The organism is Nocardia sp. GCM10030253, assembly GCF_042675075.1.
In the GTDB taxonomy this organism is placed as follows: Bacteria; Actinomycetota; Actinomycetes; order Mycobacteriales; family Mycobacteriaceae; genus Nocardia.
Window position 1 is genome coordinate 364,191 of record NZ_JBHTDL010000007.1, and the last position, 16,116, is coordinate 380,306.

Sequence of the window (16,116 nt, forward strand, 5' to 3'; positions counted from 1 at the left end):
ACAACGACCCTGGCTCGTCCTCGCGGGCACGGCGACGGGTCAGGCAGTCTCGGCGGCGGTGACTATCGTCGTCGGCGTGATCACCGCACGGCAGGTCCTCGATTCGCAGGCCGCACTCCGGCTTGTCGTTGTCGCGCTCTGTGTTGCCGTCGCCGTGGGGCTACCGTTGGCATTTCCGCACGACGGCGGACCGACCGACGTCGATCGCGACATCGCGGCGCCGATCCACACGGCGCTCGACAGTCATCCCGGCGTGTATCGAGCACTGGTGATCCCGAGCAACGGGTACATACTGATACCTCTGCTGCTCGCGGCCGCCTGCTGGTTCGCCTATCGCGGCGAATGGTGGCGTGCGGCAACCATGCTCGTGGTTCCTGAGCTCGCCGTCGCGATCAACACCTGGCTACTCAAACCGCTGTGGGACCGGCCGCTGCACGATTACCTCGCCTATCCCAGCGGACACACCGTGCACTTGGTCGCGATCGCCACGACCTTCGCGCTGCTGGTTGATTCGGCGCGAGCGCGGGCAGTGGTGCTCACACTCGCCGCCGTTGCGCTGTTCGGCGCCGCCGTCGGCATGATCGGCCTCGGCTACCACCTGCCGACCGACATTGTCGGCGGCACCGCCGCCGCCATCGCGATGGTCACGGTGTTGTGCTGGGCGGCGCTGAGACCGAGCGTTCGTGCACGCTCGCGTCATTGAGCAATGCGGCGCGCAGCATGTTCTCCGGCACCCCCATGCCCTCGACGACAGTGAGCGCGTCCGGCCGCAAGCGATCGACGAGTTCGTTGACCCCGCGCCGAACCGCCTTGGCGCGTTCGACCGACATGAACCGGTGCATGATGAACCAGGACAGGTTCTCCTCCAACGAGGAGTAGACAAACAGGTCGCACACCGTTTCGGCGAGCGCACGCGCCTCCGGATCCGCGATTCCCGCAATGCCTTCGATGAATTCCTCCAGCACCAGCCGATCGATATGCGCGGAGCCCGCGGTGAGGATGTGGTCCTGCGCGTTGTTGAAGGCCTCGAACGGTCCGGTCTCCTTGGCGCGGGCGCGCAGCCGATGTCCCGCGGTGCGCACCAGGTAGTCCTCACGATCGGCGAACAGTTGCAGCTGCACCGCCCGCCGGGACAGGTCACCCTCGTCGACCGTATCGTCGCTGCGGTCGCGCAGGGTCTGAATCAGTTGGCGCACACCGGATCGCTTGCGCACCACGTCACCGGCCATGGTCGCGGCGAAGCGCACCCAGCCCAGCGCGTCCAGGTCGCGGATCTCGTCGGAGTACGAGGTGAGCAGTTCCTTGGCGACCAACTGGGTAAGCACCACATTGTCGCCCTCGAAGGTGGTGAACACGTCGGTGTCGGCCTTGAGCGTGACGATCCGGTTCTCGGTGAGATACCCTGCGCCGCCGCAGGCTTCGCGACATTCCTGGATCGCCCGGGTGGCATGTCGAGTCTGGGCCACCTTCAGGCCCGCCGCCCGCTTTTCCAGCGCCCGCTGAGCCCCCGGATCGAGATCCTGCCCCGTCTGCACCAGATGCATCCGGCGCACCAGATCGTTCTGTGCGAAGGCGAGCGCGTAGGAGCGGGCGATCAGCGGCAGCAGCCTGCGCTGATGGCTGCGGTAGTCCAGCAGCAGCGTTTCGCTGCCGTCGTCCGGATCGGAGAACTGGCGGCGCTTCAAGGCATAGCGGGTGGCGATGCTCAGTGCGACCCGCGCGCCCGCCGCCGCCGCGCCGCCCACGCTGACCCGTCCACGCACCAGCGTGCCCAGGGTGGTGAAGAAGCGGCGGCTCGGGTTCTCGATGTCGGAGCGGTAAGTGCCGTCCGGTGCGACATCGGCGTACCGGTTCAGCAGGTTCTCGCGCGGAATCCTGACGTGGTCGAAGACGATGCGGCCGTTGTCGACCCCGAGCAGTCCGCCCTTGAGCCCGTCGTCGAAGGTGGTCACGCCGGGCAGATCGACGCCGTGTTCGTCGCGGATCGGCACCAGCAGGCAGTGCACGCCCTGGCTCTTGCCCTCGGTGATCAGCTGCGCGAAAACGGCTGCCATCCTGGCGTGTTCGGCGGCGCCGCCGATGTAGTCCTTGCGCGCCGACGGCGTCGGACTGTGCACCACGAATTCCCGGGTTTCCGGGTCATAGGTTGCGGTGGTCTCGAGGTTGGCGACGTCGCTACCGTGCCCGGATTCGGTCATCGCGAAGCAGCCGAGCAGGTCGAGTGAGATCAAGCGCTTGATCACGTCCCGGTGGCGTTCGGTGCCGAGATTCTCGACCGCGCCGCCGAACAGTCCCCACTGGACACCCGACTTCACCCACAGCGACAGGTCCGCGTAGGCCAGCATCTCCAGCCCGACGACGGCCGCGCCCGGTTCCCCGGTGCCGCCGTTCTCCCGTCGAAAACCGCGCTCCGCGTATCCCATCGTCGCGATCTTGCGCATCTGGTCGAGGACCCGCGCCCGTGCGGCCTTGTAGTCGAGGGAGGGGTCCCCGCTGAACTCGTCCCCGGCCAGTTGGATTCTGGCCTCTTCCCGGACCGGACCCCAAGGTCCGTCGAGAGCCGTCCGAAGGTGATCTGCCGTCGTTGAGCTGCCGGTAGTCATGACTCGACGATAGCCCGGCGCGTGGTCGTCGTCGGACGACAAATCCGTGACACGACAATCTGGTCAAAGTCTTGCTGGACATTGAACGAGTGTTTAGTATATTGAACATGTGTTTAACCGACAGTCCATACCGCAAGGATCCGCCACGGATCTGAACACGGCAGCCCGCATCCGGGACGCCGCCATCGACGTGTTCGGTGAGCACGGATTCCAGGTCGGCGTCCGCGCTATCGCGGCAGCCGCCGGCGTCTCTCCAGGATTGGTCAACCACCACTTCGGCTCGAAGGACGGCCTGCGCGCCACCTGCGACGAACGAGTACTGGAAATCATCCGAACCGAAAAAGCCAAGGCAATCGCCGAACCCGGACCGGGCGGGATGCTCACCGCGCTCGCCGAGATCGAGGTGTACGCACCAGTGGTCGGCTACATGCTGCGCAGCTTTCAGGCGGGCGGACAACTGGCCGAGGATCTGCTCGAACACATGATCTCCGACGCGGTGATCTACACCCAGACCGCAGTCGACGCGGGCCGGGCGAAGCCGAGCCGTGATCCCGAGGCCCGAGCCCGATACATCGTGCTCTGCCACGTCGGCGCCATGAATCTGTACCTGCAGATGCGTATGCACCGCGAGAAGAAGATCGACTACCGCAAGGCGATCCGCGAACTTTCCGACCTGACAACCTTCCCCGCGCTCGAGCTCTACACCCAAGGCCTACTGACCGACTCCACTCTGCTGGACGCCATCCAAGAGGAGAAATGATGACGACCGTCATCGAAACCCATGACCTGCGTAAGACTTTCGGCCACGTGGCCGCACTCGACGGATTGAACCTGTCGGTGGCCGAGGGCGAAATCCACGGCTTCCTCGGACCCAACGGCGCCGGCAAGTCGACGACTATCCGCATCCTGCTCGGCATCCTGCGCGCCACCTCGGGGCAAGTCCAGCTGATGGGCCGAGACCCATGGACCGACGCGGTCGCCCTACATCACGAACTCGCCTACGTACCAGGCGATGTCACGCTGTGGCCGTCGCTGTCCGGCGGCGAGACGATCGACCTGCTCGCCAGAATGCGCGGAAGCATCAACGCCGAACGCCGGGCCGAGCTCATCGAACGGTTCGACCTGGATCCACGCAAGAAAGCGCGCACGTACTCGAAGGGCAACCGGCAGAAAGTCGCACTGATATCCGCGCTGGCCTCCGACGTGCGCCTGCTACTGCTCGACGAGCCGACCTCCGGCCTGGATCCGTTGATGGAGCAGGTATTCCGCGAATGCGTGGAGGAGGCCAAGCAGCGGGGCACCACCGTCTTGCTGTCGAGCCACATCCTCTCCGAGGTGGAAGTGCTGTGCGATCGGGTGACCATCATCCGGGCAGGACGCACCGTGGAGAGCGGCTCGCTGTCGGATATGCGGCATCTGTCGCGCACCTCCATCACCGCCGAATTGCGCGGCGACCCAGGCGATCTCAATCGCATCTCGGGCGTCGAGGACATCGAGTTCGACGGTTCGACGCTGCACTGCCAGGTAGAAGGCGAGCACCTCGGCGAGTTGATCCGGGTGCTCGGTGACACCGGGGTCCGCAGCCTCATCAGCGCGCCACCGACGCTGGAAGAGCTGTTCATGCGGCACTACCACGTCGATGGCAACAGCTCGAAGGCCGCCACCGCGCAGTCCGGGGAGAAGGTGCAGGCATGACTACCGTCACCGCGGGCAGGCACCACGCCGCCCCGGCCGTGCGCGGGTCGGCCGACTTCGCGGGCACGGCCCAGTTGCTGCGGCTCTACCTGCGCCGAGACCGTATCGTGCTGCCGCTCTGGGTAATCGCCTTCGGACTGCTGCCCGCCTTCTACGTCGCGAGCACCAAGGGCGTCTACGACACGCAGGCCGAACTCGACAACTACGCGAAGTCCATCATGGACAGCCCCGCGCTTGTCGCCATGTATGGGCCGGTGTTCAGCACCGACCTCGGCTCGATCGGGCTGTGGAAAGCCGGGCCCTTCTACGCGATGATCGCGATCGCGACGATCCTCACCGTTATCCGGCACACCAGGGTGGAGGAGGAGACCGGTCGCGCGGAATTGGTCGGCGCGACCAGCATCGGCCGCTACGCCGGACTCACCGCGACCTTGCTGATGACCGGTGCAGGGTGCCTGATCGTCGGAATCCTCAGTGCCGCCATGCTGTACAGCAGCGACCTGCCCGGCACCGGTTCCCTGGCGTATGGCGCGACGCTCGCGGCCTCGGGCCTGGTCTGGGCCGGCGTCGCCGCGATCGCCGCACAGGTGAGCACCGGTGCGCGCATAGCGCGAGGTGTCGCGTTCGGTGCGCTCGGAGCGGCCTTCGCGCTGCGCGCGGTCGGCGATGCCGGAAACGGTGTGCTGTCCTGGTTTTCGCCGGTCGGCTGGTGCATCAATATGCGGCCTTACGCGGACGAGCGCTGGTGGGTGCTGGTGCCGCTGCTCAGTGTCGCCGCGGTGACGACCGCGGTCGCCTATGCGCTACTGCGCCAACGCGATACCGGATCGGGTCTGCTCGCCGAACGGCCCGGCGCACCGGTCGCGGCGCGAACGCTGTCCGGTCCGGCCGGACTGGCGTGGCGTCTGCAACGAGGCTCACTGCTGGCCTGGTCCATCGGCTTCCTGCTCTATGGACTGTTGATGGGCGGCGCGATCAACAGCGTGGGTGACATGCTCGACGACAGCCAGCAGATCCGCGACATGATGACCCGGATGGGCGGCACCGAGGTGCTACAGAACTCCTTCATCACCTTCGCACTATCCATGCTGGCCATCGCCGCTGCGGCCTACTCGATCTCGGCCGTGCTGCGGCTGCACGACGAGGAGGCCGGCCAGCGCACCGAGAACATCCTGGCCGGATCGGTGAGCCGAGAACGCTACGCGCTCAGCCATATCGGTATCGCGCTGCTCGGCCCTGCGGTGATCTTGCTGATCGCGGGCACGGCGATCGGGTTCGTCTACGGCGCGACCGACGGGGATATGGTGGGCAAACTCGGCGACTCGCTCGCAGCCGCGACAGTGCAGCTGCCCGCGGTGTGGGTGCTGACCGGGATGACCGTGGCGCTCTACGGGATCGCGCCCCGCTTCACCCCGGTCGTCTGGGGCGTGCTCAGCGCGATGCTCGTGATCTTCTTCCTCGGTTCCTTGGACGGGCTGCCGCAGCCGGTCCTCGACCTGGTGCCGTTCGTCCATCCGCCGAAGCTGCCCGGTGCGGCCTTCCGAGCAGCCCCGGTGCTGTGGCTGCTCGGCATCGCCGCCGTGTTGCTGGCGGCAGGCATCGTCGCCTTCCGCCGTCGCGACCTGCGTTGAGCAACAGTCGGCTCGCCAGGAGTTCCCGCTCCTGGCGGGTCGCGGCAAACGCGGCGAACGCCGCACGCACGGGTGCGATAACCAGCAGAAATAGACGATCTGTTATGCCGGTGGGCTTTTGATCAATGGAACCACGTGGTTGCTGTCTGTAACGTCCGCTTTGCAATACAGCAGGGCGACACAAGCAGACGAGGACCATGCCGAGAGTTACCGAGCGACTGATCACACTGACCGCGGCGATAGCTGTCGGGCTGACAAGCCTGTCGATCGCCGCCCTACCCGCGCACGCCGAGGAGAACCCCGAGCAGGCCCCTCAATACGCGCCGACCATGCTCATCCTGGACGCCTCCGGTTCCATGCAGCGTCCCGATCCGGCGGGCACCATGATGGATGCCGCCAAGAACGCGGTGCGCACCTTCGTCGGCTCAGCGCCCGCCGAATCCAAAGTGGGGCTGACCGTTTATGGCACCGGCACCGGGAACGCCGAGGCGGACAAGCCGGCGGGTTGTCGTGACGTGCAGGTGCTGCACAAGCCGGACACGCTCGACAAGGCCGCGTTGACCAGCGCGGTCGACGGCATCAAAGCGAGCGGCTGGACGCCGATGGGCACCGCGTTGCGCCAGGCCGCGGCAACCCTGCCCAAGTCGGGACCACGCTCGATCGTGCTGGTGTCCGACGGCGACGACACCTGTTCCCCGCCCGATCCGTGTGAGGTCGCGAGGGAATTGAAGCAGCAGGGCTTGGACCTGGTAATGCACGCCATCGGTTTCGCGGTGGACGCCAAGGCCCGCGCCCAGCTCACCTGCATGGCGCAGGCCACCGGCGGCACCTACACCGACGCCGCCGACGGCCCCACGCTCGAGCGGACACTGCCACGAGTCAGCGCGGCCGCACTACGCAACTACAAGGCGGCCGGGACACCGATCACCGGCACCAGCAGCTACGACACCGCGCCGGTCGCGACACCGGGTCAATACCTGGACACCATCGGCCAGAAGGAAAAGCGCTACTGGGCCGTCGACGTTCCCGCGGGCGCTACCGCCTACTTCAGCGGGACCTTGTCGTTCCCGCGGCTACCGAACATCTCCTCCACCGACGACATCAACACCCTCCAAATGCGCGTGTACGGCGCCGATGGCAGGGACTGCAACGTCTTCGAATCCGAGATGACGACCAGTTCCAGCGACGGTGTGGCGCTCACCATCGCCAAAGCCTTCGACGGCGCCACCAAGGAACGCACGGGCAGCGGCAGCGCCGACAAATGCAAGGGCGGCGGCCGCTACTACTTCGCGCTGACCTGGGACCACGTCTCCAACGGGGTGCCGGAGCGACTGCCGATCGAATTGCTCGTCGGTATCGAACCCGCCGCAACCGATCCCGGTCCCACGGCCGTCCGACCCGAGACGGCCTTCACCGAACCGTCCGGTGCGCGCACCGCCGCGACCGGCGGCGGGTCCTTCAATGTCGCCTCCGAGCTACCGGGCAGCGGCACCTACACCGATACCCTGCGGCCCGGCGAGTTCGTCTTCTACCGCGTGCGACTGAACTGGGGACAGGGTCTGGCATATCGGGTGCACTACGCCGAGAACGGCAACAGCGGCCTGAGCAACATCTCGAATATCACGACCACGCTGTACTCGCCCATCCGTGAGGAACTCGACAGGGACACCGCGGCATACACCGGTACGGCCCAGGTGCTGCCGTCCAGCAAACCCGCGCTGGCGACTGTGCCGATCCGGTACAACAACCGCAAGGCCGACGACCAGGACATTCGCAGACAGGCCGTCGCAGGCCTGTACTACATCGCGGTCAAACTGGGCTCGACCTTCGAAGAAGGCAACACCCCGGTCCCGATTCGCCTCGATCTCACCGTGTCCGGCGCTCAGGAGGACGGGCCGAAGTATTCGACCGCGGCCACCGACGGCGTCTTCGGTGAGAACACCACCCCGGCGGGCGGCGGAAAGTCCACCGGCGGACGCACTCCCGACGAGGCCGCGAGCGCGTCGAGCACGACCGACTCGAAGTCATCGACGTTGATCGTGGTGGCCATTGTCGGCGCCGCGGGCGTCGGTGTGCTCGGCGCGATCGGCGGCTGGCTCTTCGCACGCAGGCGGCGCAGTTAGCGCACCAGAGAATCCGCCCGCCGGACAAGGGATCCTTGTCCGGCGGGCGGAGAATCTGCGCGCTGCCGGTATCAGCGGGGCGCTTCGATGCCGAGCTTTCCTGCCAGCCGGGTGAGGTAGCCGCGCACCTCGTCCGCACCACGGTCCGGCACTCCGAAAACCGCCTCGGTGACGCCGAGTTCGGCCCATTGCGCGAGCTGCGCGGCATCGTGCCGTCCGGCAAGCGCGATAATCTCCGGCGTCCCGGTTCGTTCATGTTCACGCCAGACCCGGTGCAGCAGTTCGATCTTGGCCTCCAGACCGTCCTCGGTCGGCGTGGTGAGCCAACCGTCGGCATGCTTCGCCAGCCAGGTGAAGGACTGCTCGGTGCCCGCCGCACCGAGGATGACCGGGATGCGCTTCTGCACCGGCTTCGGCCACGACCAGCTCGGCCCGAAATTCACGAACTGTCCGGCGAAGCTGGCTTCCTCCTCCGACCAGATGGCGCGCATCGCGTCCAGATGCTCGCGCAATACCGTACGGCGTTTGCCCGCCGGTACCCCGTGATGGGCGAGTTCGTCGGTGTTCCAGCCGAATCCGACACCGAGGCTGACCCGGCCGCCGGACAGGTGGTCCAGCGACGCGAGCGTCTTGGCGAGGGTGATCGGGTGATGCTCGGCGGGCAGCGCCACCGCGGTGGACAGTGTGATCCTGCTGGTAACGGCGGCGGCGGTGGCCAGCGCGACCCACGGATCGAGGGTGCGCAAGTATCGGTCGTCGGGCAGGCTCGCGTCTCCGGTGCGCGGATGCGCCGCGGCGCGGACCACCGGGATATGCGTGTGTTCCGGCACGTAGAAGGCGTCGAAACCGGCCTGCTCGGCGGCCGCTGCGGCATCGGCGGGCGTGATGCCCCGGTCACTGGTGAACAACACAATTCCGTACCGCACCGTACGCACTCCCATCGCCAAATTAGAACAAGTTCTACCACCTTTACCGAACAGGACCAAGGGCCTTGCACCATCGAACGAGTATCGACACGCCCGCCGCGAACCGCGCGGATGACGACAGCACGCTGGATGACTAGGTTCGCGTCCATGGGTCCTGACACGCTTTCGGGAGAAGACGACGTCGATTCGCGGATCGGCGAACTCGGTGGGCGGCGCATGCCGTGGTTTCGTCGGGCATCGCGAATTCCGGTGATGAGCCAAGCCGTCGGCCGCTTGGTCGCCGACCGGCAGGCCACCGCCGACACCATCGTCTCCGCCCCGACCCCACTGCAACCGATCGATCTCACCGACGACGCCCGCGTCGCGGAGGTCCTCGACCTTGCCGTGCGGGTCGGCGAGGTGGTGCTGGCATCGGGCACCGGCGTGATCGACACGACCACCCAGGTGCGGTTCATCGCCGCCACCTACGGCCTGTCGCGCTGCAGCATCGACGTCACCTACGACGCGATCAGGATCTGGGCCGACCGAGGTCCGGAACTGCCGCCGGCCAGCACCATGCGGATCGTGCACTATCGGGCACTGGATTTCACCAGGCTCGCCGCGGTGGATCGACTCACGCGCCGCATCCGCAACGAGGTGGTCGCGCCGGAAGACGCGCGTGCCGCGCTCGATGCCATCACCTCGGCCCCGCATCCCTATCACCGTTGGATGGCCACCTTCGGCTGGTCATTGCTGGCCGCGGCCATCGCGGCCCTGCTCGGCGGCGGCGCCCTCGTCGCCGCGATCAGCTTCGCGACCACCCTGGCGATCGACCGAGCCAACCGGGTGCTCAATCGATTCGGCCTGCCGTTCTTCTTCCAGCACATGGTCGGCGGCGCCATCGCGGCCGCACCGGCGGTCGCGCTGGCTACGCTGGCCGGGCCGCTGGACATCGATGTCGACCCGACACTGATCATCGCGGCCGGAATCACCGTGCTGCTCAGTGGTTTGCAGCTGGTCGGCGCGGTCCAGGACGCCATCACCGGCGCCCCGATCACCGCGTCCGCGCGCATGCTCGAGGTCGTGATGATGACCGGCGGCATCATCGCGGGCATCGCGGTCACCCTGCGGATCGGCGACCTCGTCGGCGCCACCGTGCCGCCGGTATATCTGGCCAGCCGCGACATCACCGACCTGCTGGTCAAGGTGGTCGCGGGCGCGGTCGCGGCGCTGGCCTTCGCGCTCGCCTGTTATGCCGAGCGCCGCGCGCTGGCGGCCGCCGCGGGCAGTGGCGCCGCGGGCACGATCTGCTATCTGCTGGTGCAGCAGACCGGCTTCGGACCGGTGGTCTCCTCGGGCGTCGCCGCCACCCTGGTCGGCCTGGCCGGTGGCTTGATGGCGCGGCGGGCATTGACGCCGCCGCTGGTGGTCGCGGTCGCGGGCATCACGCCGCTGCTGCCCGGCCTCAACGTGTATCGCGGCCTCTACGCGCTGCTCAACGACGAATTGCTGATCGGAGCCAACCAATTGCTCGCGGCCGGCGGCGTCGGTTGCGCGCTGGCCGCAGGCGTCACCCTGGGCGAATGGTTCGACCGAACAGTGCGTAGGCCACGCATCCTCAGCCGCTTCGGTTCGCTACGCCGACCGATCGTGCGCCGCCGACGTGCCGACCGGGGATTCCGGGCGGCGTTGCGGGACTCACGTGCGACCTCCGCGGTGAACCGGTATCGTCGTACCGGTTAGTTAGGGTAGCCATATAGCCCAAGCGAGGTGGTTTCCGGACATGTCGGACACAATTCCGTTCTCGACGGCGATCCGCACCGCCACCGAGGAGCAGCACACCGAAGCCGAGAACTCCCGATTCATGAGCGACCTGCTCGGCGGCGCACTCGGTGTGGACTCCTATCACCGCTACACCGGTCAGCTCTGGTTCATCTACCAGGCCCTCGAGGGCCGGTCGGACGGGCTGGCCGACGATCCGATCGCCGGACCGTTCATCCGCCACGAGCTGGCCAGGACCGCGGAACTGGAACGCGACCTCGCTCATCTCATCGGACCCGCCTGGCGGGAGAGCCTGGATCCGTTGCCCGCGACCGCCGCCTACGCCGCCCGCATCGACGAGTGCGCGCGCGACTGGCCTGCCGGATACATCGCCCACCACTACACCCGCTACCTCGGCGATCTGTCCGGCGGACAGGTCATCCGCGGCACCGCCGAAAAACTGTGGAACCTGCCGCATCGCGGCGACGGCGTGCGCTTCTATGTCTTCGACGCCGTCGGCAATCCGGCCGCCTTCAAACGCGAATACCGTGCGCTGCTCGACCAATTGCCCCTCGACGATCTCGAGCGACGCCGGGTGCTCGACGAAGGCAAGCGCGCCTTCGCCATGAACACCGCGGTCTTCGAGGAACTGGCCGCCGAGTTCCCGGCCCGGCGACCGTCCTGACCTGGACCGTTCAGTACGCGCCTTCGCCGCGGGCCACGGCGCCGATGGTCTTGGCGATGAGCAGCAGATCCAGCACCATCGACCAGTTCTCGACATAGGAAAGATCCAGTCGCACCGAATCTTCCAGCGATAGATCCGACCGCCCGCTGACCTGCCACAACCCGGTGACACCCGGCTTGACCAGCAGCCTGCGCCGCATGTTTCCGTCGTAGGAGTCCACTTCGCGCTGCACCTGCGGCCGCGGCCCGACCACGCTCATCTGACCGCCGAGCACGTTCAGGAACTGCGGTAACTCGTCGAGGCTGAACTTGCGGATGACCCGCCCGATCGGGGTGATGCGCGGATCGTCCTTCATTTTGAAGAACACCGGGTTGCCGCCGTTGCGCTCGATGAGTGCGGCGACGTTGCTGTCCGCGTCGAGGTACATGCTGCGGAACTTGATCATCCGGAACGGCTTGCCGCCACGCCCGATCCGCTCCGACAGGTAGAACACCGGCCCCGGGCTGGTCAGCTTGACCGCCAGCGCGATGGCGAGCATCACCGGCGCGATCGCCAACAGCACGGCGCCAGCGAAGCACACGTCGAAGACCGCCTTGCCGGTCGACTTGGCCCTGTCGTACTGCGGTTTCGCGATGTGCAGCATCGGCACGCCCGCGACCTGGCGGTTCGTCAGGCGGGTACCCGCGATATCCACGACACCGGGCGCCACGATCAGCTCCACCCCGATCGGGTCGAGTTCCCAGGCCATGCGCCGCAATTCGATCGGCCCCAGATGATCGGTCGCGGTGACCGCGACGGTGTCGGCGCCGCTGCGGCGCACCGCCTCCAGTACCGACCGATCGTCACCGACCACCGAAAACGTGCGACCCGATGCCTCGAAGCCATATTGGGCATTGCCGTTGACACCGTCCGGAATGCACACGCCGACGACCCGATACCCGGAGTCCGGATCGCGAGAGAACGCGGTCGCCATCGCCTGCGCCGCCTCGGCGCCCCCGACCACCAGCACCGATGTCCGGTACCCGCCCGCGCCGCGGCGCGCACGCGCGTGCAACCGCCAGAGCAGCCTGCTCGACATCAGCCCGAGCAGGCCGAGCGGCAGCGCGATCGCCAGATAGCCACGAGCGAACTCGATCTGGAAGATCAGCGACGCGATGGCCAGGAAGCCGAACAACCGCAGTGTCGCCGAGACCAGTCGCCGGTATTCCTCCGAGCCGCTGCCGACCACCTGCGGCGACCGGGTGTTGCACGCGGCAAGGAAAGCGACCCAGGCCAGCGCCAACGTCAACGACACCACGCTATAGCCGACCTCGTATGGCATCGGCCAGGCCAGCGGCGGCGCGACAGGTCCGCCGAAGCGCATGACCTGCGCCAACCCGACTGCGACGGCGATCACCACCGAATCCGTTGCGGCCAAACGTCGTACATACTCGGCTTGCCAGCGCTCGCGTTCCGAGCGCGGCGAAGTCAGCGGCGGTCTGGACACGTCCAGATCGTCGCCATCGGTGAGCTCGAAGCTCATAGAAGACGCACCTCCCCCTGGGAGAGAACTCGTTGCCCCCGATCGACATCGATCGGTCCCCTCGGCTCAGCTGACCGCCCGGGGTGTTCCATCAGTCGGTGGCCAGAAGCTGATTGTTACAGAACACAATCTGTTTCACATATCGAATCACAAGGGCCGCAAAGTATTCCACGCGATAGCCAACAGCGGGACAGTTGGCTTTTCAACCCGCCATCCGAAGGCCGTCTCGGCAGCAACACGGCAGGTAGCGCCCGCGCGCAATCGATGGTTGAACCTCAAAGTCGGATTCTAGCTACCCGTTTCGACGGTAGCCATCCGGATGCTACCGGCCGTTCGGCCGCTAAATCCGTCCAGAAACCGCTACCGCGCAGATAGTTTCAACACCGCCATGCAGGCGATTCGTTGTAACGTCTCACTGGATCGCACCGACGTCTGGGGCGTGCCGGTAATGCGCCGGGTGATCAAACTAGCCGCAGAAGTGGGGCCTGCATGCGTTGTCGACTCTGTGATTCCTATCTGCTATCAAGCGTTCTCGACCTCGGTGCGACCCCGCCGTGCGAGAAGTTCCTCGCCGCAGATGAACTCGACCTTCCGGAACCAACCTTCCCACTGCACCTACGCTTGTGTGACGAGTGTCTCCTTTTGCAGATTCCGGCATTGATCACACCGGAGGAAACATTCACCGAATACGCCTACTTCGCATCGTATTCTGATAGCTGGGTCCGGCATGCCGAAGCATTTGTGACGCACGCCATCGAAAAGCTCGGTCTCGGGCCGGATTCGTTCGTGGTCGAGGCCGCGAGTAACGACGGTTACCTGCTGCAGCACGCGGTGGCCGCGGGGATCAGGTGCCTCGGGATCGAACCATCGGTCAATGTCGGCGCCGCCGCCCGGCTGGCGGGCGTACCTACCGAAACCGCTTTCCTCGACGAGGAATCCGCCGCGAAGGTGCGCGCCCAGCACGGGCCCGCGAACCTGGTTGTCGCCAACAATGTCTACGCGCACGTCCCCGACCTGCGTGGATTCACCCGTGGGCTGCGCGAACTCATGGCAGACGACGGCTGGCTTTCCATCGAAGTGCACCACGCGCTCAACCTGGTGCGCCTCGGCCAGTTCGACACGATCTACCACGAACACTTCCAGTACTACACGGTGCTCTCGGCCCAGCGTGCCCTCGCCACCGCCGGATTGGCGGTGGTCGATGTCGAACTGCTTGCCACGCACGGCGGCTCGATTCGGCTGTGGGCGCGGCCAGAGGCGGTCGCCGACGCGCCGAGCGAGCGGATGATCGAGGTGCTGCGCACCGAGGAAGCCGCCGGTCTGCACGACGTGCGGGGCTACCGTGACCTGCAGCCGCGCGCGGATGCGGTGCGTCAGGATCTGCTTCGCTTCCTGCTCGACCAGCGCGCCGCAGGCAGGCGCGTCGTCGGCTACGGCGCACCGGGCAAGGGCAACACGCTGCTCAACTATTGCGGCATCCGGTCGGACCTGCTGGACTATACGGTCGACCGAAACCCGTACAAGCATGGGAAATTCACGCCCGGCACCCGGATTCCGATCCACGCGCCCGAGCAGATCGACACCGATCGGCCCGATGTCGTGCTGGTCCTGCCCTGGAATCTCGAAGCCGAGATCACCGCGCAGCTGCGCCACATCGCCGAATGGGGCGCCCAGCTGGTCTATCCACTGCCCACCCTGCACATCGCCGATCTGAACTCCGGCGCCGATCTGAGCAATCAAGACACCGAAAGGCCTGCACGATGAAGGTTGTGCTGTTCTGTGGCGGCTACGGCATGCGAATGCGTGACGGCACCGACGACATCATCCCCAAGCCTATGCAGATGGTCGGTCCCCGACCGCTGCTGTGGCACGTGATGCGCTACTACGCGCACTTCGGGCACAAGGACTTCATCCTGTGCCTCGGCTACGGCGCCCAGCACATCAAGAACTTCTTCCTGAATTACCAGGAATCGGTGTCCAACGACTTCGTGATCCGCGACGGCCGGGTCGAATTGCTGCACACCGATATCAGCGATTGGTCGATCACCTTCGTCGACACCGGAGTCCAGTCCGCCATCGGCGAACGACTGCGCCGGGTGCGGCCCCACCTCGAAGGCGAAGAGACCTTCCTCGCCAACTACGCCGATGTCCTCACCGACGCGCCGCTGGACGAGATGATCGACAAGTTCACCGCCTCCGGCGCGGCCGCGTCGATGATGGTGGTGCCGCCGCAGTCGTCCTTCCACTGTGTCGACATGAAGCCGAACGGCGAGGTCAAAGAGATCATGCCGGTCTCGCGGATGCCGATCTGGGAGAACGGCGGCTACTTCGTACTCACCCAGGAGGTCCTCGACCTGCTGCCGCCGGGTGGCGATCTGGTCGAAGACGCCTGCGGTGCGCTGGCCGGACAGGGACGGTTGTTCGGCTACCAGCACGAAGGCTTCTGGAAGCCCGCCGACACCTTCAAGGAACGCGCCGAGCTCGACGCCGGCTACCGTACCGGCATTCGTCCGTGGATGGTCTGGGAGAAGCAGCACGCATGATCGCGCTGACCACCGCGCCGCTCACCGAAATCGCCGTGCTCGGCGCACATTGCGACGACATCGCCATCGGCATGGGAGCTACCCTGCTAACGCTGGCCGATAGGCACCCCGGGCTGCGGGTTCGCGCCCTGGTGATCTCCGGCGGCGACAGCGAGCGGGAGTACGAGGAGCAGACAGCCCTCGCCGAATTCTGTCCGAATGCCGATCTCGACCTCACCGTGCTCGACGTTCCCGACGGCAGGGCGCCCGCGCACTGGGATCGAATCAAGAACGCACTGCAGCATTTCCGCGGCAAGTCGGATCCAGATCTGGTCTTCGCGCCGCAGCGCGGCGATGCCCACCAGGATCATCGACTGCTCGCGGAGCTGGTGCCCACCGAATTCCGCGACCAGCTGATACTCGGCTACGAGATCCTCAAGTGGGAGACCGACACCCCACAGCCCACCGTATTCCACCCGGTCACCACGGAGTTCACGGAGGCGAAGTCCCGGCTGCTGCTGAAGCACTATCCGTCGCAGGCCGGCCGCGACTGGTTCGACGAGCAAGCGTTCACCGGCCTGGCCCGGCTGCGCGGTGTGCAATGCCGGGCCGAATATGCCGAGGCATTCGTGATCGATAAGGTTGTCCTCGATTTGGGAGGGAAATGAG

At 66.3% G+C, this 16,116-nt stretch carries 13 protein-coding genes; 10 read left to right on the forward strand and 3 right to left on the reverse strand.

Annotation, left to right across the window (positions count from 1 at the left end):
* Positions 1 to 58 precede the first annotated feature (58 nt).
* Positions 59 to 703 (forward strand): phosphatase PAP2 family protein, encoded by a 645-nt coding sequence (locus tag ACFQZZ_RS17700; RefSeq protein WP_378681391.1) that lies wholly within the window; start codon positions 59 to 61, stop codon positions 701 to 703.
* Here the strand turns inward: ACFQZZ_RS17700 and ACFQZZ_RS17705 are convergent.
* Positions 645 to 2,603, reverse strand: coding sequence for an acyl-CoA dehydrogenase (locus ACFQZZ_RS17705; RefSeq protein ID WP_378681394.1), 1,959 nt, complete (start codon positions 2,601 to 2,603; stop codon positions 645 to 647). The genes ACFQZZ_RS17700 and ACFQZZ_RS17705 overlap by 59 nt on opposite strands.
* 109 nt (positions 2,604 to 2,712) lie before the next feature.
* Here ACFQZZ_RS17705 and ACFQZZ_RS17710 point away from each other — a divergent pair, with 109 nt between their 5' ends.
* From ACFQZZ_RS17710 to ACFQZZ_RS17725, 4 genes are all read left to right on the forward strand, one after another.
* Positions 2,713 to 3,363, forward strand: coding sequence for a TetR family transcriptional regulator (locus ACFQZZ_RS17710; RefSeq protein WP_378681397.1), 651 nt, complete (start codon positions 2,713 to 2,715; stop codon positions 3,361 to 3,363).
* Complete coding sequence (locus tag ACFQZZ_RS17715) at positions 3,363 to 4,298, forward strand: ATP-binding cassette domain-containing protein (protein ID WP_378681880.1); 936 nt, start codon at positions 3,363 to 3,365, stop codon at positions 4,296 to 4,298. Before ACFQZZ_RS17710 ends, ACFQZZ_RS17715 begins: the two co-directional genes overlap by 1 nt.
* Positions 4,295 to 5,929: an ABC transporter permease gene (locus tag ACFQZZ_RS17720; protein ID WP_378681400.1), complete on the forward strand. Its 1,635-nt coding sequence runs from the start codon at positions 4,295 to 4,297 to the stop codon at positions 5,927 to 5,929. The genes ACFQZZ_RS17715 and ACFQZZ_RS17720 overlap by 4 nt, the downstream gene beginning before the upstream one ends.
* A gap of 197 nt (positions 5,930 to 6,126) precedes the next feature.
* Complete coding sequence (locus tag ACFQZZ_RS17725; RefSeq protein WP_378681403.1) at positions 6,127 to 8,052, forward strand: VWA domain-containing protein; 1,926 nt, start codon at positions 6,127 to 6,129, stop codon at positions 8,050 to 8,052.
* Positions 8,053 to 8,123: 71 nt separating this feature from the next.
* Here ACFQZZ_RS17725 and ACFQZZ_RS17730 read toward each other — a convergent pair whose 3' ends face one another.
* Complete coding sequence (locus ACFQZZ_RS17730) at positions 8,124 to 8,978, reverse strand: TIGR03619 family F420-dependent LLM class oxidoreductase (protein WP_378681883.1); 855 nt, start codon at positions 8,976 to 8,978, stop codon at positions 8,124 to 8,126.
* A gap of 243 nt (positions 8,979 to 9,221) precedes the next feature.
* Between ACFQZZ_RS17730 and ACFQZZ_RS17735 the strand changes: the two genes are divergently transcribed.
* Together ACFQZZ_RS17735 and ACFQZZ_RS17740 are read left to right on the forward strand one after the other, a co-directional pair.
* Complete coding sequence (locus ACFQZZ_RS17735) at positions 9,222 to 10,700, forward strand: threonine/serine exporter ThrE family protein (protein ID WP_378681886.1); 1,479 nt, start codon at positions 9,222 to 9,224, stop codon at positions 10,698 to 10,700.
* 40 nt (positions 10,701 to 10,740) lie between these two features.
* Positions 10,741 to 11,403, forward strand: coding sequence for a heme oxygenase (biliverdin-producing) (locus ACFQZZ_RS17740; protein WP_378681406.1), 663 nt, complete (start codon positions 10,741 to 10,743; stop codon positions 11,401 to 11,403).
* A 10-nt stretch (positions 11,404 to 11,413) separates the two neighbouring features.
* On the opposite strand, the gene ACFQZZ_RS17745 is transcribed toward ACFQZZ_RS17740, so the two are convergent.
* Entirely contained in the window at positions 11,414 to 12,925 is a 1,512-nt protein-coding gene (locus ACFQZZ_RS17745; RefSeq protein WP_378681409.1) for a sugar transferase, read from the reverse strand.
* A 489-nt stretch (positions 12,926 to 13,414) separates the two neighbouring features.
* On the opposite strand from ACFQZZ_RS17745, the gene ACFQZZ_RS17750 reads away from it, so the two are divergent.
* Genes ACFQZZ_RS17750 through ACFQZZ_RS17760 form a run of 3 tightly spaced genes read left to right on the forward strand, consistent with a single transcriptional unit; the run spans position 13,415 to position 16,115 of the window.
* The gene (locus ACFQZZ_RS17750; RefSeq protein WP_378681412.1) at positions 13,415 to 14,689 is read left to right on the forward strand and encodes a methyltransferase domain-containing protein; all 1,275 of its coding nucleotides are present in this window, start codon (positions 13,415 to 13,417) and stop codon (positions 14,687 to 14,689) included.
* Positions 14,686 to 15,468, forward strand: coding sequence for a glucose-1-phosphate cytidylyltransferase (locus tag ACFQZZ_RS17755; protein ID WP_378681415.1), 783 nt, complete (start codon positions 14,686 to 14,688; stop codon positions 15,466 to 15,468). Before ACFQZZ_RS17750 ends, ACFQZZ_RS17755 begins: the two co-directional genes overlap by 4 nt.
* The gene (locus ACFQZZ_RS17760; protein WP_378681418.1) at positions 15,465 to 16,115 is read left to right on the forward strand and encodes a PIG-L deacetylase family protein; all 651 of its coding nucleotides are present in this window, start codon (positions 15,465 to 15,467) and stop codon (positions 16,113 to 16,115) included. Before ACFQZZ_RS17755 ends, ACFQZZ_RS17760 begins: the two co-directional genes overlap by 4 nt.
* The last annotated feature ends 1 nt before the right edge of the window (position 16,116 follow it).

Bases quoted from the DNA above. Each gene is read 5' to 3' on its own strand.
- ACFQZZ_RS17740 (WP_378681406.1), top strand. From the start codon at position 10,741: ATGTCGGACACAATTCCGTTCTCGACGGCGATCCGCACCGCCACCGAG.
- ACFQZZ_RS17705 (WP_378681394.1), bottom strand. From the start codon at position 2,603: ATGACTACCGGCAGCTCAACGACGGCAGATCACCTTCGGACGGCTCTC.
- ACFQZZ_RS17725 (WP_378681403.1), top strand. From the start codon at position 6,127: ATGCCGAGAGTTACCGAGCGACTGATCACACTGACCGCGGCGATAGCT.
- ACFQZZ_RS17720 (WP_378681400.1), top strand. From the start codon at position 4,295: ATGACTACCGTCACCGCGGGCAGGCACCACGCCGCCCCGGCCGTGCGC.
- ACFQZZ_RS17715 (WP_378681880.1), top strand. From the start codon at position 3,363: ATGACGACCGTCATCGAAACCCATGACCTGCGTAAGACTTTCGGCCAC.
- ACFQZZ_RS17760 (WP_378681418.1), top strand. From the start codon at position 15,465: ATGATCGCGCTGACCACCGCGCCGCTCACCGAAATCGCCGTGCTCGGC.
- ACFQZZ_RS17755 (WP_378681415.1), top strand. From the start codon at position 14,686: ATGAAGGTTGTGCTGTTCTGTGGCGGCTACGGCATGCGAATGCGTGAC.
- ACFQZZ_RS17745 (WP_378681409.1), bottom strand. From the start codon at position 12,925: ATGAGCTTCGAGCTCACCGATGGCGACGATCTGGACGTGTCCAGACCG.
- ACFQZZ_RS17750 (WP_378681412.1), top strand. From the start codon at position 13,415: ATGCGTTGTCGACTCTGTGATTCCTATCTGCTATCAAGCGTTCTCGAC.